Raw genomic sequence first — 22398 nt, forward strand, 5'->3', positions numbered from 1 at the left:
ATCCGCTTTATGTGCTAGTTGCAATGGGCAGATAACAAAGCCTTTAAGAGCTTTGTTATCTGTTATCCCTATTTTTTAATTGGTGTGACCTGCTTTGGCAAATATTTCTTAGTTGCCTTAAGCTCAGATAGATAAGGTCCTTTGTGTAAATTTTCAGGCCAATCGAGTAGCATCATTGCCAGTACATTTCGATGCTCACCGATAACAAGATCTGGATTGCCTCGTGGTGATGGAATGATCTGCTCCTGAGTATTGTAGGCATTAATAATATGTTGTTGGGTCTTTTTAACAACAGGATGATTCGGCTTTCCTGCGAGTAAAAAACTGATGCCTACTTCAGCGATAATGTCATCTGTAGCATCTTTTAAAATGCGGTCAATATTGTTCTCGAAGTGATCTAAAATCCAAGCAAACTCCTTCGGATCGACATTGTGCTGATAATACTCACTGTCGGCAAAGATAAAGTGGGTCATACCATAGAGTTTATTACGGTACTGTTTTTTATTTAATTTTGCGTCTTGATTATCAGGGTAGACCTCAATAAAGGCTTTTTTATAGTCCGCTAAATAGTCGCCAACACCTATCTGTTTTGCCCAATACACATAGTTAACAAGCTGAGCTGCCCAGGTTTCTATCATGGCTTTATCGGTTAGGCCTGTTTTTAAGTCAGCCTTTTTTAAAACCGCCGTTAATTTATCGTGGCAAGGGCCGTCAAAACCAAACTCATTGATCCGGCTTGAGTAACGAAGTAGTACGTCGGTATAAAAGATAAATTCAGGAAAAGATTGTAGTGCTTTTTTACGGGCTTTAGCTCGTGGGCCTTTACCTAGTACAGATATGGCTTGTTCTGCTTGTTCGCTAATGAAGTCAGGCTTATCTAGGTTACAAGCATAGAAGGCCTGCGCTTCGGTGACGACATAAAGATCAACCAGCGCTGAATTGGCATATTTGGGATCTCCGGTCATGCGGTATTGGCGAATACCGTAATGGCCCTGCACGCGAGGAGGCATTTCAAATAGGTGCTCTTCGAGATTACTTTTGATCCCTTGATACACTTGAGCCTTAGTTGACTCTGTAACAGCAAGGTCTGCGGCTAAACTATTGGCGCAAAATAGTGCAGCGGCGAGGGTGCTGATCTTGAGGATTGAAGGCATGTTGAGTCCTTTTGATAAGTGAGTCATTAGTCACTGGCTCACCTAATAACTGCTCAAAAATGCTAGCAATGTCATTAGCTGATTCATTAACCACTAAATAATCGAATACAAGTTTCTGATTCTGACAGTCTTTTGTCGAATGGTAAATATAGTTAGCCACTGCTTTTTGCCAGATTTTTTGGTAATAAAGCGGCCCTTCAAATACAAGGGCGCTAAACGTATAAGCTGCGTCATCGACTTGATCCCATTGGGCTGCAAAGGCTTGCGTAAATGCTTGGTTAAGATCGAATTTAAGAGGGCTGTTAGCCGCTAAATAGGTATTGATAGCCACTTTAGCCCTAAATATGTGTAGCTGTTGGGCATATTGCAGCAATACCGACTCTCTACTGTCTTGCTTTAATTCTGGTAGAAGTTGACTCTTAAGGTACTGTTGTAACCATAGCGTGTCGATTTGAGCGGTATCTTGAGTTTCCCCGATGGTATTTGGCAGATAAAATTTCTGTCCACTTGCCAGTTGGGTGATGATGCTTGCCACCGACTCAATCACAGCGCTTTGCTGCTGATAAGTTTTAAGTTCAGGTTTTACTATCAACTCGAACTGACCAAATTGTTGGCCTACCACTAGCTGTCGAATTGGTTTTACTCGGGTTTTATTACCTTCAGTTAAATAGATATCCCCCAGAAGACGCCCATCTAACCAGACTCGATACAGCTTTTCATTAACAGCTGTCATTGTAATCGAAAATGTTTGTAATGCATCTGCTAGCAGCTGAAGTAACTGCATCGATGCCATGGTGTTAACCGGGGTAGGTGTCGCCTTTGATAAAGTTAAGCCAAGATCCCAAGGAGCAATATTGATTGCTTGAGTTTGTGTTTGTAGAAACTGTTTGACTAATTCTGGTGTCGACAACCATTGCTGGTGCAACACCTCGTGACTGTAATCGCTAAACCCATCGAGCTCGGCTTGGTGCTGACGTAACTCAGTGATTAAATTTAACGAACTGTAATTTTTATGCGATGCACGGGCCTGATAGGCTTGCCAAACACGTTTTCTGCACTGCTCACTTGGTTGTTGAATTAAATAGTTTGCCAGTGAACCGTTAAAGTCTGTTGCTGGCTCAACTGAAGCCAGTTTACAGTCGTTATTAAAGAAATTAAGGCTAAGGGATTGACTGCTAATGCCTTGTTTAAAAGCCGCTTGAGCAGTATGTAACTGAGCCTTGTATTTAGGGCGCTCGGTATTTTTAGCGAGGCGATTTATTCGCATCACTAGAGCTTGAATCGCGGGATCGTGACTATCAGCGAGTTTAAATCGTGTAGATTGAAATTGCGTGGATTGAAAGTATAGGGCTAATTCATCGGCTAAATATAACTGACACTGAAGTAACAACTCCCGATCTGTATAAGAAAGAGGAAATTGCCGGTAGTACTTAATTCTATCGTTGATATTAAAAAATCCGATGAAATCACGTTCAAGCTCAATAGCTTGTGTATTACTATCGTATTGAGGAACGGATGTTTTATCAGAGTGAGTACTGGATTGCTGGGCGGGGAAATTATAGCTTAGGCACTGCTCTACTAAGATCGGGATAGGCGACACGGCAGCATGAGCTGCCGTGTTGAACCAACAGATAACAATGAAAAGCGGACTAAAAAGCCATTTAACGTGTTTAGCTGTTGGCACTGAAATGTATTTTTGCATATGCCACGCGTTCTGCCACTGTCATGTTATGGTTGCCCATACTTTCAACATGACGTAGGTTTGGCAAAATACCACGGCCATTTGCGATTTGAATGGCAAGACCTGGGCGGGCATTAAGCTCTAGCAAAAGTGGGCCTTTGTTTTTATCCAGCACCATATCGGTTCCAAGATAGCCAAGCTCCGACATTTCATAAGCCATAGATGCAGTATGCAGCAGGGTATCCCACTGCGGGACAGCAATTGAGATCAACTTCTTTTGCGTATCAGGGTGAAAGTCAACGGGCTGATCGAACTGCACAGCATGTAAACCTTTGCCTGTTGCGATGTCGATCCCCACGCCCACTGCGCCTTGGTGTAGATTTGCTTTACCATCTGACGCTGCAGTCGATAGGCGTAACATTCCCATGATGGGAAAGCCTTTAAAGATGATCAGACGAATATCTGGTACACCTTCGTAAGAGTAGCCATCAAATACAGGGTCAAATTGGATCAAGCCCTCAACAATGGCGACATCTGGCTTTCCACCAAGAGAAAATAGCCCACTGAGCACGTTTGATACATGTCGATAGACTTCTGAAGGCGTGACTTCTTGACCATTTGGCTTGTAGTAACGACCATGTTCGACTTTAGTGACAACCAAAATCCCTTTACCGCCAGATCCCTTCGATGGCTTAATGACAAAGCCGTCTTTGTCATTAACCATCGCAGGAATATCGGCAATCTCATGTTGCTCTGACACTGTACCGATTAAATCCGGTACCGCAATATTGTTTGCAAGGGCTAATTGCTTGGTAGTTAATTTGTCATCGACTCGTTTGTAGTACTTACGTGGGTTATAGCGACCAATATAGTCGATATTACGCTTGTTCATACCAAGCACACCGTTGTGCTTTAAGGCTGAAGGGTTCGCTAGAAACATTACTTTTCTCCAGCTAAAGGCTTGAAGCGTTTAAGCTCAAGTAAGCGATATCCAGTGTATTGACCCATTAGTAACACTAGCGCCAAGATCACCAAGTGAATACCTAAGAAGTTAAATACCCAATGCTGTACCCAAGTCGCGCTCATCGCTAAGTAAGCCAGTGTGGCAACAAACAGACTGCCGCCGCCTTGTATGACCACTTCTTTAGGACCTTCTTCTTCCCAAAGGATAGACATTCTCTCAATGGTCCATGCCAAAATAATCATTGGGAAGAAGGTAATGGTTAATCCCTCACTCAGTCCGAACTTATAAGACAATAGAGTAAATAAACCAATAATACCGATAACAACAATGATCACCGCAGAGATCCGCGATATGAGCAAGAGGTTGAGCTCCGACAGATATGAGCGGATCATCAAACCAAAGGCGACAATCAGTAGGAACCCAATCAATCCGGTTATGAGGGTGGTTTGAATGAATGCTAAAGCAATCAATACTGGCATAAAGGTGCCAGAGGTTTTGATGCCAATGATGACGCGAAGGAACACAACCATTAATACGCCAATCGGTATTAACAAAATGCCTTTAAATAGACTCTGCTCTTCTAGGGGTAACTGATAAAGAGAAAAATCTAAAGCGTTATCATTTTTCATGACATCAATAGCAGTGGCTAAAGCAGAACGAGTATCTTGCAACATTGAGAAGTTAACTTGTGAGTTAACACCGCCGATAACATCAAGTACCGATGTGCCTGTTCGGTCCCATAGCAGTAAGTTATCAGGGCGACCTTGGCTGCCATCTTCGGCATTAAACAGATGCCATTGACCGTCATTGTACACTTCAACAAAGTTAGACAATTGTTGCCTACGGCGTTGATCTTCAAGATAAAGACCGCTAACTTCTTTCGCTGGGATCCCTTTGCTGTGCAGCATTCTGATGAAGAGTTTACTTGGCGAGTTACTGGTTAGCAGCAGCTCTATGTTCTGGCTACGCTCATTGGCATTTAAATCTTTATTTAGCTGCTGTGCAAAAGAAAGATTGGTCGCGCTTTTAGACCAAACCTCTTCGATAGCTTGCTCTGCCGCAGCTTGTTCTGTCGCTGGCCACATATATGCAACAGGCGTTGTAGGGTTTTTCTCAGCTATCAGCTTATCTTGACCCGTCGGGATCAGGGTCACTTTATAATACAGATCTTGGGTACCAACTGCTCGACGAATGGACCAGATAGCGCGGCGATCAATCGCGTTATCAGTAATCGTTAAGCCATATCCTGGTGATGTGGCGTTTTCAACCAAAATTTCATAGGCTGGATCTTCAGGTAAAGAGAAAGAGACTTCAGCAGGCTCACCGGTTCCTTGAAAGCTAACTTTAGCATCGACTGCCCAGCTCTGAACTTGTTTACCGGGTAAAAATGGTACGCTGTGTTCAATTCCACGGTAGACACTTGCGGCGATGCCGCTAATAAACAGTAACGCCACTAAAATGTAAAAGGGTTTTTTAGAATGCATTTGCATTTATCCTATTTTTTCGTTTTAGACGGCTGAGCGTCTTGTTTTTTTCCATGGATATAGGTTTGGCCAACATCGACGACAGCGATGTCTTGCATAAACTTGCGTCCAAGTAGCAAAGGGTATTCTAAATGGCTACGGTCACTCAGGTTTAGATCGGTTTCCGCTTTATATTGGCCAATTTCAAGGTGCGCGTGAATAACAGGTCGACGATCACTTTTCTCATCGGAGTCCTGTTTAATTCTTACAAAACGTTCGACTTTTGATTCAAACGTTTTTGCTGGCTGTTTATCTCCTTGAGTAAACACGTCAAACCTAACCCACTGGCTGCCATCTCTTTCAAACAAAATGATATTGCGTGCATCGAGGGAGGACGATTCAGCACCCGTATCGATACGGGTATTGAAACTGGCCTTTACTTCGTCGACATAGACATTTTCTAGCGCACCTAACATAAATTTGTCACCAATAGGTGAAGGGGGGCACTGTACCGGTGCAACCACTGGGACGACCGCCGTTTTTTCCTTAACGTTCAGCTGAGCAATTTTTGTATTGAGATCATCAATTTGAGTAGTTAGTGATGCAAGCCCTGCAGCTTGAGCCTGGTTACAGGTATCGATTGCACCAAGTATATTGCTTTCTTGATTGGTTAAACTGGCTTGTAGCACCGCAGCATCTACTGGGATCGGTGCGTTAGTTTCTTTGGTCGTTGCACAACCTGAAATGACGGCTGTGATTGCGGCAATACAAATTATCTGCTTGAACATAGTGCTTCCCATTTACTATTTGCTAGATTAAATCTTTATTTGGCTGATTCTTGGTGGCAATAATTGTGGCTCGTTTTGGCGCCGGATAGCCTTCAACTGTTAGGCTAACATCATTAGGATCTAAATAATCAACTAATGATTCATTTGGCATCCATGGTGTACTTCTTTGCTCGGCAAGTGAAGTGACATCAACATCGACACAACGTATGTCTGTGAAATCACACTTCTTTAACCAAAGCATGAGCATTTCAACTGAAGGTAAGAACCACACGTTATTCATCTTGCCATACCTATCCGTTGGCATGAGCACGGTATTTTCATCGCCATCGATAACTAAAGTTTCTAGTACCAACTCACCCCCAACCCGTAGTTGATCTCGCAGTTGGAATATATGATCAATGGGTGAGCGGCGGTGATAGAGCACGCCCATAGAGAATACAGTATCGAATGCATCTAAAGCGGGTAGCTCTTCAATTCCCAGCGGTAAGAAGTGAATAGGGTGATCGTTACCCGCAAGTCGTTTGACCGCTTCGAACTGGCACATAAACAACGGTGATGGGTCAATACCGACCACGTGCTTGGCACCTTCACCTAACATGCGCCACATATGGTAGCCACTGCCGCAACCCACATCTAATACTGTGCGGTTTTCTAAAGGAGATATGTGCGGAACGACACGCTCCCATTTCCAGTCAGATCGCCACTCGGTATCGATTTCTACTCCATGGAGTGAGTACGGACCTTTACGCCAAGGCTTAAAAATGGTTAATAGATTTTCAAGTTTCTGCCTTTCACCATCGCTAAGCTGCTCACCTGAGCCAATTTTGACGCTCGTTTTAAAGTCGATGATATCGGCTTCTGGGTAATGCAGTTTATTAAGTACTTTTTCCCACTTAGGGAGGGAGCCGTGCTTATGTTCTCGCTGCCACTGGCCGAGAATTGACGGAAGAGTCTCAAGCCAATGTTGTAGGCTTGAGTCTGAAATCTGTTTATAGAAAGAACTAAAACTAATCACTTAATTGCCACCATAGATGCAAAATTAAAACACTGGAACCAAACGCTGAACTGGCTAAAACCTTGTGATCTGATCCGATTTTCATGCTCAGCTAGTGTATCAGGTTTCATCACGTTTTCTAATGAACTGCGTTTTTGACTGATCTCTAACTCACTGTAACCATTTGCTCTTTTGAAATCGAGGTGTAAGTCATCTAAAGTCGATTGAATTTTATCTTCTTTAAAGTACAGTTTTTCAGACAGTATCAATAAACCACCAGGGATCAGGCCTTCATAAATATTCGTAAGCAGGCTTTCACGATCATCAGGAGAAAGAAATTGCATGGTGAAATTCAGTACCACCAAAGAGGCATTTTCAATCTTTATATCGCGAATATCGCCGCACACGAGTTCGACAGGCGTCTCACTCACATATGCCGACAGATTCTCATTACAACGCTCAATCATCGATTCGCTGTTATCTATCGCGACAATTTGGCAATTACGACCTTCTACTCGGCGGCGAATACTCAAAGTGGCCGCGCCTAAAGAGCAACCTAAATCGTAAATTTTAGTATTAGTCGCCGCATACTTTTGGGCGAGATCACCAATGGTATTGATGATTTGTCCATAGCCAGGAACCGATCGCCTGATCATGTCATTAAAGACACCGGCTACTTTGTCATCGAATTGAAAATCGCTGACTTGTTCATAAGGCTTGGCAAAGAGATTATCGGTAGAAGAGTTCATGTGATCAAATAGTGGGAGTTCAACACTTCATTCTAGCTAATCATGTCAGTAAGCAGCAAGACTAGTACTGGAATTTACTCATAAAATTTTGTCTAATAGCACTAATTAAACAAAATGCACTCATAAATTTAACCTTTTTGGGAAATGTAATTGAAAACTATCACTTGTATGTTGCTCGCCATGGCGACGATGTTTGTCACATTTCCGGCTTATTCAGACTCGGTTAGAGAGACTAAATCACTTATCATTGCGATGAGTAATGACACTTATCCGTTTCAGTTTACCGATGAAAATAACCAGCCTAGTGGGCTGTTAGTTGATATCTGGTTGGAGTGGTCGAGGCAAACCAATACCAAAGTGGTGTTTAAACCGACTGACTGGGTAGACTCCGTCGAGAGTATTAAGCAGGGGACTGCGGACTTACATATAGGTATGGCAAAAACGGTTAGCAGAGAGCAAGAGTTTACTTTTTCCCCTAAAATCACCAGTGTAAATAGTTTCCTCTATGTCAATTACCAGTTACCTAAGGCACAAACATTAGCAGACCTTCGACCTTATAAAATTGGTGTAGTTGCCGGTGCTGCACAAATAGAGATTTTAAAGCAGCAAGAGCCTAACCTAACATTTCGATATTTTGAAAGTCGTACCGATTTACTTAAGGCCGTAATGACCGAAGAGGTGCTGGTATTTGTTGGCTTAGAAGGCTTTTTGCGAGAAAGCCAAATTAATAATGCCATATCGATAAAGTTTCCAATCGAAAACCGTAAGGCTATCTCTGAGTTGTCTTTTTATCCTACATTTAACAAAGCCAATCATGCGTTAGCGGCTAAAGTGGCGGATGGATTTGCTTTGATAAAACCTGAGCTTATTGAGCAGTATACTCATCAATGGCTAGGGGAGAAGCGCTATCAAAATGATATTGTTATCGCTATGCAAACTGGAGTAGGCCCTTATGCCGATATCGGCACAGATGGCTTGCCACATGGGTTGCTGGTGGATATCTGGAAACTATGGTCTGAGAAAACGGGATTACCGATCCGATTCGTCCCGGGGAGCATGAAACAGAGCATAGATAATGTAAAACGCGGTATTGCGGATGTGCAGTTAGGCTATCCAGAAAGCGAGACAATGCAAACAGGCCTAAATCATGCCCATAAGATATATAGCGTCACTAGCCGTTTATTTTCTTTTCAGACACCTTTACAAAACTTGGACGAATTAAAAGGTCAGGTTGTGGCGGTCTCGCCGACATCGCCATATTTACAGGAGCTAATTGATGCCCTTCCTGACACCAATATTCGATATTTCTCTTCTGTAGATGACATGATAGAAGCGGCAAAGCAGGGCGATGTCTCCGCCTTCGTTGCAGCGGGAGCATGGACACAACATTATCTATTACTCAATCAGAGTTGGGAGCTTTTTCATCAATATGCAGGCCTTGAATTTAAAACCAACTTATATGTGTTAAATCGAAGTGGCGATGTGGGGTTTTCAGAGCGTATTGCTGCTGGTTTTTTGCAAATGTCGAATGTCGAGTTAGCCGATATTGAGCGAAAGTGGATGCTAAACCCAGAAGATAGAATATATAACAATCAGCAGATGCAGATAAACTTGACCGCCGAACAGCAGAATTTAGTCGAGGAATTAGGCAGCGTTAAAGTGGGTTTTTTACGAAACTGGCATCCCATGGAATTTATCGAAGAGGGTCAGTACGCCGGCATTAACAGTGATGTTATTGGTATTATTGGTGAGGAACTTGGCTTGAATATTGAGCCTATCGCGTTCGATGAGTGGCAAAGCCTGCTCGATGCGCTCGTCTCAGGCAGCGTTGATATGGCTGGCAGTGTCGCCATAACCCCTGAGCGTGAATACCAACTTGGCTTTTCAGATTCTTATTGGCCTTCACCTTGGGGATTAGTCACATCATTAAATAGCGTGAGTATTTTTAGTTTGAATGAGCTTAGCGGTCAACGAATCGCCGTTATTGAAGGCTACCATATTGTTGGCGAATTAATGAGAAAGTATCCTAGCCTGAAATTAATCTTAGTGCCTGATATTGATGCGGGTTTAAGTGCTGTTAGTCAGGGTCAGGCTGATGTGTTTATTGATAAGGTCGTTAACCTGGGCAGTAATATACGAGGCGGTAAGTTTGCAAGTTTGAAGATGTCGATGTTAGTCGACTTTGCAGAACAGAGAAGTCATATCGGTGTGCACAATAGTAAAAAGGCCCTGCTGCCATTAGTCAATGCTGTTTTGGCTAACATTGATACAACGAGGCAACAGCAAATCCATCAAAAATGGGTGTCTCAGACGGTTGAGTTTGGCCGTGAAGAGTATGAAAATAGATTAAAGCTAGGTATTGTAGTCTTCGTTATTTTATCACTCGTTGTTATTGCTGCATTATTAGCTAATCGACGTTTACGCAAGGAAATAGCAAGACGCATCGATGCTGAGAATAAAATGGCACACTTTGCTAAACACGATAGTTTGACCCAGTTACCCAACCGGAGTTTGCTTGAAGATAGACTAGAGCAAGCGATTTTAATGCATAGAAGGGACACGGCACAGTTTGCGGTGATCTTTATCGACTTAGATGGCTTTAAGCAAGTGAATGACAGCTTGGGTCATCATGCTGGCGATGAGTACTTAGTGCATGTTAGCAAGGTTTTAATTAAAGGGATCCGCCGCTCGGATACCGTTGGCCGATTGGGCGGGGATGAGTTTGTTATCATTTTAAATGAAATTAAAGACTTTGAGTCGGTTGGCGATGTGGCTGATAATTTATTAAATAGTTTGTCAGAGCCATTTGTTGTTAATCAGCAAGTCGTATCTGCATCGGCCAGTATTGGTGTTGCCATCTATCCAAACGATGGCGATTGCATTGATGCGCTATTAAAAACCGCGGACACACGGATGTATCGTGCAAAAAATGCGGGCGGCGGGGCATATAGAAGCTGCTAGTTTTGCTAAGATACGCTGAACTTATTAATTTTTAATTGAAATTGCTTGATAGTTAGCCGACTAGTCGAGAAGTTATTTGGAAAACGGCAATATTTCTCTATAATGCCGCTTTTGTCTTGTTTTGAACCAGAACCTCAAACATCGCTTTGCGGAATAAAGGAAGAGTTAAATGCGCAGTCATTATTGTGGAGACGTCAATAAGTCTCACGTAGGTCAAGAAGTGACCCTAGTGGGTTGGGTTAATCGCAGCCGAGATTTAGGCGGCGTTGTTTTTCTCGATCTTCGTGATAGAGAAGGCATCGTTCAGGTTGTTTATGATCCAGACCTTCCTGAAGTGTTTGATGTTGCAAGCACACTACGCAGCGAATTTTGTGTTCAGATTAAAGGCCTTGTAAGAGCAAGACCTGATAGCCAGATTAACGCGGATATGCGTACTGGTGAGATTGAGATTTTAGGTCTAGAGCTAACTGTTTTAAACAGCTCTGCGCCATTGCCAATCAACATGGACAAAAACCAGCACAACACTGAAGAGCAACGTCTTAAGTACCGTTACTTAGATTTGCGTCGCCCAGAAATGGCTGACCGTATAGTGTTCCGCTCTAAAGTGACCAGTGCTGTAAGACGCTTTTTAGATGGTAACGGTTTCTTAGATATTGAAACACCTATCTTAACTAAAGCGACACCAGAAGGTGCACGTGACTACTTAGTACCAAGTCGTACTTACAAAGGTCAATTTTTTGCACTGCCACAATCACCACAACTATTTAAGCAGTTGTTGATGATGTCTGGTTTTGACCGTTACTACCAAATCGTTAAGTGTTTCCGTGATGAAGACTTACGTGCTGACCGTCAGCCAGAATTTACTCAAATCGATATCGAAACGTCGTTCATGACCTCTACTCAGGTGATGGATAAGACTGAAGAGATGGTTCGTGGTTTATTCCAAGAGCTATTGAATGTTGATTTAGGCGAGTTTCCTAAAATGACATTTGAAGAAGCGATGCGTCGTTTCGGTTCAGATAAGCCCGATCTTCGTAACCCTCTTGAGCTTATTGATGTTGCAGACATCGTTAAAGAAGTCGAGTTTGCGGTATTTAACGGCCCAGCAAATGATCCAGAAGGTCGCGTTGCAGTACTAAGTATTCCTGGCGGCGCTAAGCTTTCACGCAAGCAATTAGATGAATACGCTAAGTATGCCACTATTTATGGCGCGAAAGGTCTAGCTTGGATGAAGGTTAATGATCTTGATAAAGGTATGGAAGGTATTCAATCTCCAGTCCTTAAGTTCCTAAGCGAAGATGTGGTTAAGGCCTTACTTGAGCGCACTGGCGCACAAACTGGCGATCTAATTCTATTTGGTGCAGATAAAGCCAATATCGTTGCTGAAGCGATGGGCGCACTGCGTCTAAAAGCGGGTGAAGATTTTGACTTGCTACAAGGCGAGTGGAAGCCACTTTGGGTTGTTGACTTCCCAATGTTTGAGCGCACATCTGATGGCGGGCTGCATGCAATGCACCACCCATTTACAGCCCCAAGTAACATGACTCCTGAAGAGCTAGAAGCGAATCCAATCGCTGCTATCTCTGATGCATACGACATGGTACTAAATGGCTGTGAGCTAGGTGGCGGTTCAGTTCGTATTCACGATAGCAAAATGCAGTCTGCGGTATTTAGAATTCTAGGTATTAATGACGAAGAAGCGAGCGAGAAGTTTGGCTTCTTACTTGAAGCATTGCGCTACGGTACACCACCACACGCGGGTCTAGCATTCGGTCTTGACCGTATCATCATGTTGATGACTGGTGCGAGCTCAATTCGTGATGTGATGGCATTCCCGAAAACAACGACAGCGGCTTGTCCGTTAACGAACGCGCCAGGATTTGCAAATCCGGTGCAGTTAGCTGAACTTGGCGTCAGTGTTGTAGAAGCAGAATCCAAAGAAGACACAAAAGACGCTGAATAATACAGCGTCATAAGAGCCGAGTTAAGACTCGGCTTTTTTTTCGATTAAATATACCCAAGCCACTTTAAAATAAAGACATTAATTCTAGAGTTACGAATACTAGAGTCACCAATACAAAAAGACACTAGCTACAAAAAACACTAATACAAATAACTAATGCTAAAAGCACTAATACTAAAGTCACTTTGTTGATCGTGAAATACATATGCGTCGTTGGGTGGAATAGGTTGTTTGGGTATAGGAATGAATTGAGGAGATAGACATGGCAGGACATAGTAAATGGGCAAACATTAAGCACCGCAAAGCGGCACAAGATGCAAAGCGCGGAAAATTGTTCACCAAGTTTATTCGAGAATTAACGGTTGCTGCCCGAGAAGGTGGTTCAGATCCTGATTCTAATCCACGCTTACGCGCAGCCATTGATAAATCGCTATCAAACAACATGACTCGCGACACCGTTGAACGGGCTATTAAGCGCGGAGCCGGTGAGCTTGATGGCCAAGTATTAGAAACAATTATCTACGAAGGTTATGGGCCTGGCGGCACTGCGGTGCTGGTGGAAACAATGACCGACAATAAGAACCGCACCGTGTCTGGTGTGCGCAATGCGTTTAGTAAGTCTGGCGGCAACTTAGGCACAGATGGCTCAGTCGCCTACCTTTTTGATAAAAAGGGGATCATCTCTTATGAAGGAGTCGATGAAGACACAATCATGGACGCCGCATTAGAAGCGGGTGCTGAAGATGTTGTGACCCATGAAGATGGCTCTATTGACGTACTGATGTCGCCTGAAGATTTTGGCCGCGTCAAAGATGCCCTCGATGCTGCAGGCTTGGAGTCAATTAATGCTGAAGTGACCATGGTTCCTTCAACCAAAGCGGACTTAGATGCGAGTACTGCGCCTAAGTTCTTACGCTTAATCGACAACTTAGAAGATCATGATGATGTACAAGAAGTTTATCATAACGCAGAAATTTCTGACGAAGTGATGGAAGGTCTGGAATAAAACCTATATGGCAATAATTTTAGGGGTCGATCCGGGATCCCGCATCACAGGTTACGGCGTCATTAAATGCGTCGGTCGACAGCAAGTTTATGTTGGCAGTGGTTGTATTCGAACGAGTTCTGATGAACTCCCTATTCGTTTGAAACAAATTTTTGATGGTTTGTCCGAGATTATTAGACAATACCAGCCTGACGAGTTTGCTATTGAGCGGGTGTTTATGGCAAAAAATGCCGATTCAGCGCTCAAACTCGGACAAGCTCGTGGCGCTGCAATCGTTGCGGCAACTGCAGCTAATTTACCTGTAGCCGAATATAGCGCAACTCAGATTAAAAGTGCAGTGGTCGGAACTGGCCGTGCGCAAAAATCACAAGTGCAGCACATGATCCAGCAATTACTGAAACTGCCCAGTGCGCCGCAAGCAGATGCGGCTGATGCGCTTGGTGTGGCAGTGTGTCATTATCATACTAGCCAAAGTTTGGCCGCCCTTAGCGGCAGAGCCAGTGTAAGAACATATGGACGATATAAATGATAGGTCGTATACGCGGATTATTAATTGAGAAACAAGCACCTGAGGTGCTAGTTGATGTCTCTGGAGTAGGGTATGAGATCCAAATGCCGCTCACCAGTTTTTTTGAGCTGCCTGAACTGGGTCAAGAAGCGGTTATTTATACTCACTTTATTGTAAGAGAAGATGCGCAGTTACTCTATGGTTTTGTATCTAAACAAGAAAGAAGTCTATTTAGATTATTGATTAAGGCAAACGGTGTCGGCCCTAAATTAGCATTAACAATTTTATCGGGTATGACCGCGGGTGAATTTGTTGTCTGTGTTGAACGTGACGATATAGCCACACTGGTAAAATTACCGGGTGTGGGTAAGAAAACGGCAGAGCGCTTATTAGTTGAAATGCGCGATAAATTAAAGAGCTTGATGGAAGCTTCTGTAGGCTCAGAGCGTGAGTTTATGTTGCAATCGAATTACAAGGCGCCAGTAGTGGTCAATACAGCAGAAGAGGACGCTATCGCAGCATTACTGTCTTTGGGTTATAAACCTGCACAGGCGAGTAAAGCGGTGTCATCGGTTTATACCGATGGCATGAGTTCAGAGACGCTGATTAAATCTGCATTGAAATCGATGCTTTAAGGAATATAGATGATTGAAGCTGACCGACTCATACAACCCAATATAATAGAGCGCGATGAAATTGAAGCGGTTGATCGTGCGATGCGACCTAAGATGTTGGATGAGTATACTGGGCAAGATGATACTCGTGCACAATTAAAAATCTTTATTGAAGCGGCTCAAAAACGCGGCGAAGCGTTAGATCATATGTTGATTTACGGCCCACCAGGACTCGGTAAAACGACATTGGCGATGATTGTTGCCAATGAAATGGGCGTGAATATCAAGTCAACCTCTGGACCCGTACTTGAAAAAGCAGGCGACTTAGCAGCATTGCTGACAAACCTTGAGCCAAATGATGTGTTATTTATCGATGAAATCCACCGTTTAAGCCCCGTCGTAGAAGAGATTTTATATCCAGCAATGGAAGATTATCAGCTGGATATCATGATAGGTGAAGGCCCCGCTGCGCGTTCGATTAAATTAGACTTACCGCCTTTTACCTTAGTTGGCGCGACAACACGAGCAGGCGCGTTAACCTCGCCGTTAAGAGCACGATTTGGCATTCCGCTAAGGCTTGAGTTTTATAACGTCAAAGATCTGTCCAGTATCGTGGCACGCTCAGCGAAAGTCATGGATCTTGACATCGACGACGAAGGCGCTGTAGAAATTGCGCGACGCTCCCGTGGTACGCCGCGTATTGCCAATCGTTTACTTAGACGAGTTCGAGATTTTGCCGAGGTTAAACATAGCGGTGATGTCACTAAAGTGATTGCAGAAGCTGCGCTGGACATGTTAGATGTCGATGCTGAAGGTTTTGACTATATGGACAGAAAACTGTTGTTGGCGATTATCGACAAATTTATGGGGGGGCCTGTTGGCCTAGATAACCTCGCTGCAGCCATTGGCGAAGAGCGAGAAACCATTGAGGATGTCCTTGAACCATTCCTTATCCAGCAAGGCTTTATACAAAGAACGCCAAGAGGCAGAATCGCAACACCAAGAGCTTATAACCACTTTAATATCATTAAACCTGATGCTTAAAGCAATCGGTTTGTGATGTTATCAAGCTTAAGCGGCACTGAGCACTGAGCATAGAGCATAGCGTAAGAGGAGCAAAGATTGTTGCTCCTCAAAAACTCCTATACCTGTAATGTTGTACCGGTAAATCAGTACCAGTAAATAGTTTTGTCTTGCACGTTAGTCTGTTTCAATCCAGAAGGCTTAAGTGGTACACACTATTATTGGCCTGTTTCGCCTAGTTTCTTTCTATCAACTGCCTCACTTTCTCTTACCATCCTCATCATTTATCACCTGCTAGGTGAATTCCTGTATCCAGTGACTAACACCAAATATCCAACATCCAACATCCAACATCATAAGACTAAGCTTCATCCGCAAACGGCGTACCAAGATGCGAACTCTATTTGTACTGAATTTGTACTGAATTTGTACTGAGCAGGGATCAATGAGACTGAGGTTTCAAAGTGTGATTTGATTGCGTTGCCTTGTGAATATCAGGTATTTAGAATTGTTACATATATTCACATTATCTCAATTGTGTGCAATTTGATGCTGAACAAGAGCTGAGTACTAACCTAGATTGACTAGGAAAAACATGAGCAACTTCTAAAAAATCGCATGAATCCACCTGTACTTACTAAAGATATCATCTCAAAAGTGTGACGTGTGTCACACTTAATGGTATCCACTGTGTTGCCGAATGGTTACGCGCATTTCGGAGTGTTCCTCTGTATATCCATTGTATCCCAGCTGATTGTACTGCTGTGTGACGAATGTCACATTGTAAAATAGGTGTGTGAAAAATTAACGTTACCTTTATTGCTATTTTTTTTAACAGAATATGGCGAATGGTTAATGAATTGCTGGATTGACGGCATAAACGTGAAATTGCAGTATCCATATCAACGTCAGGAATAACAAATGACGTATATATAAAAATAATTAGGTTTAGGGAGTACTACATAATGAACAGACCATCTAAATTGGCCTCTGCGATTAAGTTTGGTTTAATCGCTTCGGTTTCTACCAGCGCATTTACCGTATCAAATACAGCCTTTGCTGAAGAAGCTGGTGCCGATGTAGAACGCATTGCAGTTACGGGCTCCCGTATTCAACGTCAAGACATGGAAACAGCATCTCCTGTGACTGTGATTAATGCTGCTGAAATTCGTGCTGAAGGTTTTACAACTGTTGATGAGTTACTTCAAGCGCAAACATCTATGGGTGGTAAAGCTGTTGGTTCAAGCACAAACAATGGAGCTGGCGGCGTAGCACAGGTAGATCTACGTGGTATGGGCTCGCAACGTACACTAGTATTGTTGAACGGCCGTCGTATGGTGAACTCTGGTTCAGGCGCGGATAGTTCAGTTGATCTTAACGCTATCCCTGTCGCAATGATTGCCCGCGTAGAAATTTTAAAAGATGGCGCATCTGCAGTTTACGGTTCAGACGCGATTGCTGGTGTTGTTAACATCATCACTAAGAAAGATTTTGATGGTTTTCAAGTTGATCTTACAGGTGGCATGACCGATAAGAGTGACGGTGAAAACGGTGAGATCAGTGCGCTTTACGGTTTCAATACCGATACCGGTAACTACACATTTGGTGCTGCATACTCAGAGCGTCGCGGCGTAGTTCAGTCAGACCGTGACTGGGCAAATCCTGGCAATAGCTCGTTTACACCACAAGGCGGTATTGTTGGTGATGGAGTTGATGCAGATGGAAAGCCGATAAAAGAAGTTAAAAATTACGATCCTGTAACTGGTACCTGGGTTTCGCAACCTGAAGGTTATGATTACAACCAAGATAGTTACTTTCAAACACCGAGCAAGCGCTATAGCTTATTTGCTAACATGACCCAAGAGCTAGGTGATGACATCGTAATGACTGGTGATATTTTATACACCAAGCGTAAGTCAAACCAACAGTTAGCGCCTCAACCTGCAAACCTACAACTTAATGTATGCGGTTCAGGCTACAAAGATGAAGGTACTGCGCAAGATCCTGGTTGTATGACGTTGACTGACGAAATGAGTCAAGGTGGAATTTCTGCCGACGATAAAGGTCAAGTAAACTACAGAAAACGTATGAATGACGTAGGCCCGCGTGTCTACACTCAAGATACAGACACATGGCGTGTTTCAGCTGGCCTTGAAGGCTCGTTAGATATCAATACTGGCATGAACTGGGATGCGTCTTATACCTACGGTAACAATAAAGCTAAAACAGGTGTTGAGAATTCAGTTAATGCTAAGTTGATGACGGCTGCTATCTATGCTGATCAAGATCCTTGGATGACAGGTCAGCCTATGACCGACCAAGAACTGCTAAACAGTGTTTCATATGACCAAGAATCTGATGGTGGTAACGAGCAGCATGTATTCTCTGCAGGTCTTAATGGCGAGCTATTTGACCTAGACGCGGGTGCAGTTGCATTTGCAATCGGTGCTGAATACCGCTACGAGAGTGGCTATTTCAATCCAGACCCAATTGTTGTTGCAGGTGAAAGTACTGCTGCGCAGCAAGATCCAACTGATGGTAGCTACAATGTTATCTCGGTATTCCAAGAAGTGAGCGTACCGTTTACTGATAAGCTAACCGGTGAGTTCGCACTACGCTTTGATGATTACTCAACATTTGGTAACGCATCGACTTGGAAGATTGGTCTTACTTATGCAGCAACTGATGACTTAATGCTCCGCACTGTAGCAGCAACAGGTTTCCGTGCACCAAGCGTGAGTGAGCTATATGCAGGTAACTCAGGTTCATTCGATTACCTAAAAGATCCCTGGGGTAAAGAGCAAGATCCACAGATTTTAGTTAACCGTACATCTGATGAAGATCTTAAGCCTGAAGAGTCTGAATCTTACACTGCTGGCTTAGTTTACTCGCCAAGCTATGTTGAAGGATTGTCGTTAACTCTTGATTACTGGCGCTTTAAAGTCAAAAACGCGATTACCCGCCTTGATACGCAAGCTGGTCTAAACGAGTGTCATGCTTATCAAACTCAGGGACTTGGTGATGGTAAAGCATGTGATACCTTTAACATTGGCGCAAATGGTGATTTGACTAACCTGACTAACTCACTAACGAACGTTGGATTCCAGGACACGAGTGGTCTTGACTTTAACCTAGCGTATAATTTTGAAGCGTTGAACCTTGACTGGGTAGTTAGCAACGATACCACTTACTTGCTGAACTTTGAGCAAGATGGTGTCGACTATACTGGTACAATCGACGGTAACTTCGGTGCTTATGCTGAAATGCGTAATAACTTCAGTATTAAAGCGGGCCAAGACGATTGGAGTGTAATGTACTTTAACCGTTATATCGGTGAAATGGATGACTTAGGAAACGGTGAAAAAGTTGATTCAGTTCTTTATCACAACCTATCAGCATCATACTTCATCAACGATGCTTGGATGCTAACGGCAGGTGTTAAGAACTTTACTGATGAAGAGCCATCAAAAGTCTCTAACGGCAGTGACGGCGGTACAGTACCTGAAGTATACGACGTTATCGGTCGTACATTCTTTGCTGGTGTAACCATGAACTTCTAAATAGCACTCGCTATTTGATCTAAAAAAAGCGCCGAAAGGCGCTTTTTTATTGTCATAAATACCGCTTAACCTAAACCTTTCTGCGCTGAACTCATCTGAATAAATTCAATCTTATAGCCGTCAGGATCTTCTACAAACGCAATTTCAGTACTGCCGCCAGCAACAGGGCCTGCAGGCCTAATGACTTTTCCGCCAGCTGCGCGAATAGCTTCACAGCGAGCATAGATATCCTCTTCACCAATCGCAATATGGCCAAATGCATTACCGTGATCGTAAGTTTCAGTGCCCCAGTTATAAGTTAACTCTATAACCGCGCTACCTGTAGACTCGTCGTCATAGCCGACAAAAGCCAAGGTGTACTTATATTCGCTGTTTTCGCTTTGTCTGAGTAATTTCATGCCTAAAATGTTGGTGTAAAATTCAATACTGCGATCTAGATTTCCTACGCGAAGCATGGTGTGTAGTAATTGTGCCATTTTATGTCCTAGGGTTAAGGTTTTTATGTTCCAAGTATATCGGTTATTATTGAGTTCTAAAAAGGTGATTAAATACTTTTTAGAAATATTGAGCGAGATCAATTTTTTTAGTCAGTATCTAGATCACAAAACGTTTAAATTAGACTGAGAAAGTCTCATTTTTCTTATATTATGCAAATAGACAATTAAGGAGATTTTGATGCAAACCGAACTAAAAATGTCGCTTGCTCTAAGCGCGATTATTGCAGTGACTTTATCTATTTTCTTCATCTGCATGTTCTAAGATATTGAATTAAAAAAGCCGCATATAGCGGCTTTTTTGTTTTAAACTTTTATTTTTAATCAGTGTTATAGAACGTATTCTTACTCTTCTGGGTAGACTTTATCTTTAAATTCACACAGATCTTCAATTATACAGCTGCCACAGCGTGGTTTACGCGCAATACATGTATAACGTCCATGCAGAATAAGCCAGTGGTGCACATCGACTTTAAATTCAGCTGGGACCACTTTTAACAGCTTTTTCTCAACCTCAACTACGTTCTTACCCATAGCAAACTTAGTGCGATTCGAAACCCTATCAATATGGGTGTCTACAGCGATGGTAGGCCAGCCAAAAGCAGTATTAAGTACAACATTAGCCGTTTTTCTGCCAACGCCAGGAAGCGATTCTAGTGCTTCTCTGTCTTCAGGCACTTCGCCATTGTATTTTTCGACCAGTATTTCACAGGCCTTAACCACGTTAATCGCTTTGTTGTTATACAAGCCGATAGTTTTTATGTACGGTTTAAGCCCTTCAACACCTAAATCAGCAATAGCTTTGGCGGTATTGGCAACGGGAAACAGTTTGTCAGTGGCTTTGTTGACACTGACATCGGTGGCCTGAGCGGATAATGTAACTGCAACTAGCAGTTCAAATGGGCTTGAGAAGTTGAGTTCAGTTTCTGGGTGGGGGTTATTGGCTCGTAACCGTTCCAGAATTAAGCGACGTTTTTCAGCGTTCATTATCCATTATCCATTATCCGTAATAATTGTTGTTATTATCTCGTTTGTAAGCGCCGTTACTATCAAGTGCAGACACTACATTTATACCAAATCTCGTTTTCTCAATACTCGTAATATCGATACAGGTAATATCAATATTTGTAATATTAGGGCTAACTGACTTTGGTGATCCGAGCACGAGTTGGGGCTTCTGGCTCTGTTTGAGGTTGCTTAGATGCCAAGTGTTGGTCGATGACATTTTTAAGTGCAATCAATAATCCCATACCAATAAATGCCCCTGGTGGTAACATTGCTAATAAGAAGCTGGTATCTACCTGCCAAATTTGAATAGTTAATGATTTAGCCCATTCACCTAACAACTGATCTGCACCATAAAATAGCGTGCCTTGACCTAAGATCTCGCGACTTGCGCCTAATATGCAAAGAACAAGTGTAAAACCTAGCCCCATCATTAATCCATCAAATGCAGATTTCGCTACGTTATTACGCGAGGCAAATGCCTCGGCGCGGCCAATAATGACGCAATTAGTAACGATAAGCGGTAAGAAAATACCTAACGATAGATAAAGCCCATAGGCATAGGCATTGATCAGTAACTGCACTGTGGTAACAAGAGCGGCAATTATCATCACAAAAACAGGAATACGGATCTCTTTAGGGACAAAATCACGTACAAGAGAAACGAGGATATTAGAGCCTATTAGTACTAACATCGTCGCTAACCCCAGGCCTAAGGCATTGGTCAACGTTGCGGTTACCGCAAGTAGGGGGCAAAGCCCTAATAATTGAACCAGTCCTGGGTTATTTTTCCACAGGCCTTGTCTGGCGAGTTCTTTGTAATCACTCATTTCCAACCTCACAATTAGCTGGCGCTGATAACAGTTGTGCTTTATGGGCATTAAAATACTGCACGGCTTTTTTGACGGCTTTAACATAAGCGCGCGGCGTAATGGTTGCACCGGTAAATTGATCTATCTCACCGCCATCTTTTTTGACATTCCAACGCTTGTCTTTGTCTGATAATAGCTGGAATCCGTCGAATGATTTTACCCATTCAGACTTCCTCAGCTCTATCTTGTCACCAAGCCCTGGTGTTTCCTGGTGAGAGAGAGTTCGTACCCCTAGCACTTCACCTGTATGACTGATGCCAATAATAATTCGAATATTTCCGTTATAGCCATCTGGGGCAATGGCTTCGATAGCGATCGCCACACCTTGATCGTTTTTAGTCGCGATATAAGCGGGTAGGGCATCACTTGTTCCTAAGAATTCAGCGGACTTGAGCAAAATACAATGGGCCGTGAGTTCATTATCGTGGATTTCATCAGGAACGATTTGATGTAACACACGAGCGAGTTCAATTTGCTCTTGCTGCTTAATTTTATCAAAGGTAAATTGGTTGACAACAGCCACTAGCCCAGTACATAGAAGAGCAAATAGACCGAGTAATAAACCATTTTTTAACATAGATTTTTTCAAAGTAAACTCT

The 22398-nt window shown here is 43.0% G+C and carries 18 protein-coding genes; 7 read left to right on the plus strand and 11 right to left on the minus strand.

What is annotated here, in order from left to right:
• Window positions 1–68 precede the first annotated feature (68 nt).
• Genes ACVBJC_RS06135 through cmoA form a run of 7 tightly spaced genes read right to left on the minus strand, consistent with a single transcriptional unit; the run spans window position 69 to window position 7793 of the window.
• Window positions 69–1154, minus strand: coding sequence for a DUF3541 domain-containing protein (locus tag ACVBJC_RS06135; RefSeq protein WP_447159838.1), 1086 nt, complete (start codon window positions 1152–1154; stop codon window positions 69–71).
• Window positions 1099–2856, minus strand: coding sequence for a M3 family metallopeptidase (locus tag ACVBJC_RS06140; RefSeq protein WP_447159837.1), 1758 nt, complete (start codon window positions 2854–2856; stop codon window positions 1099–1101). Before ACVBJC_RS06140 ends, ACVBJC_RS06135 begins: the two co-directional genes overlap by 56 nt.
• Entirely contained in the window at window positions 2825–3775 is a 951-nt protein-coding gene (locus tag ACVBJC_RS06145) for an alpha-L-glutamate ligase-like protein (RefSeq protein WP_447159836.1), read from the minus strand. Before ACVBJC_RS06145 ends, ACVBJC_RS06140 begins: the two co-directional genes overlap by 32 nt.
• Window positions 3775–5283: a UUP1 family membrane protein gene (locus ACVBJC_RS06150; RefSeq protein WP_447159835.1), complete on the minus strand. Its 1509-nt coding sequence runs from the start codon at window positions 5281–5283 to the stop codon at window positions 3775–3777. The genes ACVBJC_RS06145 and ACVBJC_RS06150 overlap by 1 nt, the downstream gene beginning before the upstream one ends.
• Window positions 5284–5294: 11 nt before the next feature.
• Window positions 5295–6050 carry an ATP-dependent zinc protease family protein gene (locus ACVBJC_RS06155; RefSeq protein ID WP_447159834.1) on the minus strand — a complete coding sequence of 252 codons (756 nt, stop codon included), beginning with the start codon at window positions 6048–6050 and terminating at the stop codon, window positions 5295–5297.
• Between the two features lie 22 nt (window positions 6051–6072).
• Entirely contained in the window at window positions 6073–7065 is a 993-nt protein-coding gene (cmoB, locus tag ACVBJC_RS06160) for a tRNA 5-methoxyuridine(34)/uridine 5-oxyacetic acid(34) synthase CmoB (protein ID WP_447159833.1), read from the minus strand.
• Window positions 7062–7793 (minus strand): carboxy-S-adenosyl-L-methionine synthase CmoA, encoded by a 732-nt coding sequence (gene cmoA, locus ACVBJC_RS06165; RefSeq protein WP_447159832.1) that lies wholly within the window; start codon window positions 7791–7793, stop codon window positions 7062–7064. The genes cmoB and cmoA overlap by 4 nt, the downstream gene beginning before the upstream one ends.
• Before the next feature lie 150 nt (window positions 7794–7943).
• Here cmoA and ACVBJC_RS06170 point away from each other — a divergent pair, with 150 nt between their 5' ends.
• From ACVBJC_RS06170 to ACVBJC_RS06200, 7 genes are all read left to right on the plus strand, one after another.
• Window positions 7944–10754, plus strand: coding sequence for a transporter substrate-binding domain-containing protein (locus ACVBJC_RS06170; RefSeq protein WP_447159831.1), 2811 nt, complete (start codon window positions 7944–7946; stop codon window positions 10752–10754).
• 169 nt (window positions 10755–10923) lie between these two features.
• On the plus strand, window positions 10924–12717 hold the full coding sequence (aspS, locus tag ACVBJC_RS06175) for an aspartate--tRNA ligase (protein WP_447159830.1): 1794 nt from the start codon (window positions 10924–10926) through the stop codon (window positions 12715–12717).
• A 262-nt stretch (window positions 12718–12979) separates the two neighbouring features.
• Entirely contained in the window at window positions 12980–13723 is a 744-nt protein-coding gene (locus ACVBJC_RS06180) for a YebC/PmpR family DNA-binding transcriptional regulator (protein ID WP_447159829.1), read from the plus strand.
• A 7-nt stretch (window positions 13724–13730) separates the two neighbouring features.
• A complete protein-coding gene (gene ruvC / locus ACVBJC_RS06185; protein ID WP_447159828.1) occupies window positions 13731–14252 on the plus strand; it encodes a crossover junction endodeoxyribonuclease RuvC in 522 nt (173 codons plus the stop codon).
• Window positions 14249–14866 carry a Holliday junction branch migration protein RuvA gene (gene ruvA / locus ACVBJC_RS06190; protein WP_447159827.1) on the plus strand — a complete coding sequence of 206 codons (618 nt, stop codon included), beginning with the start codon at window positions 14249–14251 and terminating at the stop codon, window positions 14864–14866. Before ruvC ends, ruvA begins: the two co-directional genes overlap by 4 nt.
• Window positions 14867–14875: 9 nt before the next feature.
• On the plus strand, window positions 14876–15889 hold the full coding sequence (ruvB, locus tag ACVBJC_RS06195; protein ID WP_447159826.1) for a Holliday junction branch migration DNA helicase RuvB: 1014 nt from the start codon (window positions 14876–14878) through the stop codon (window positions 15887–15889).
• Between the two features lie 944 nt (window positions 15890–16833).
• Window positions 16834–19428: a TonB-dependent receptor gene (locus ACVBJC_RS06200; RefSeq protein ID WP_447159825.1), complete on the plus strand. Its 2595-nt coding sequence runs from the start codon at window positions 16834–16836 to the stop codon at window positions 19426–19428.
• A 65-nt stretch (window positions 19429–19493) separates the two neighbouring features.
• Here the strand turns inward: ACVBJC_RS06200 and gloA are convergent, their stop codons facing one another.
• The 4 genes from gloA to rsxG form a co-directional block, all read right to left on the minus strand.
• A complete protein-coding gene (gene gloA, locus ACVBJC_RS06205; protein ID WP_447159824.1) occupies window positions 19494–19904 on the minus strand; it encodes a lactoylglutathione lyase in 411 nt (136 codons plus the stop codon).
• A gap of 363 nt (window positions 19905–20267) precedes the next feature.
• Window positions 20268–20909 (minus strand): endonuclease III, encoded by a 642-nt coding sequence (gene nth / locus ACVBJC_RS06210; RefSeq protein WP_447159823.1) that lies wholly within the window; start codon window positions 20907–20909, stop codon window positions 20268–20270.
• A gap of 152 nt (window positions 20910–21061) precedes the next feature.
• The gene (locus ACVBJC_RS06215; RefSeq protein ID WP_447159822.1) at window positions 21062–21757 is read right to left on the minus strand and encodes an electron transport complex subunit E; all 696 of its coding nucleotides are present in this window, start codon (window positions 21755–21757) and stop codon (window positions 21062–21064) included.
• The gene (rsxG, locus tag ACVBJC_RS06220; RefSeq protein WP_447159821.1) at window positions 21750–22388 is read right to left on the minus strand and encodes an electron transport complex subunit RsxG; all 639 of its coding nucleotides are present in this window, start codon (window positions 22386–22388) and stop codon (window positions 21750–21752) included. Before rsxG ends, ACVBJC_RS06215 begins: the two co-directional genes overlap by 8 nt.
• Window positions 22389–22398: the final 10 nt, after the last annotated feature.

Source organism: Shewanella sp. 0m-6, assembly GCF_052977325.1.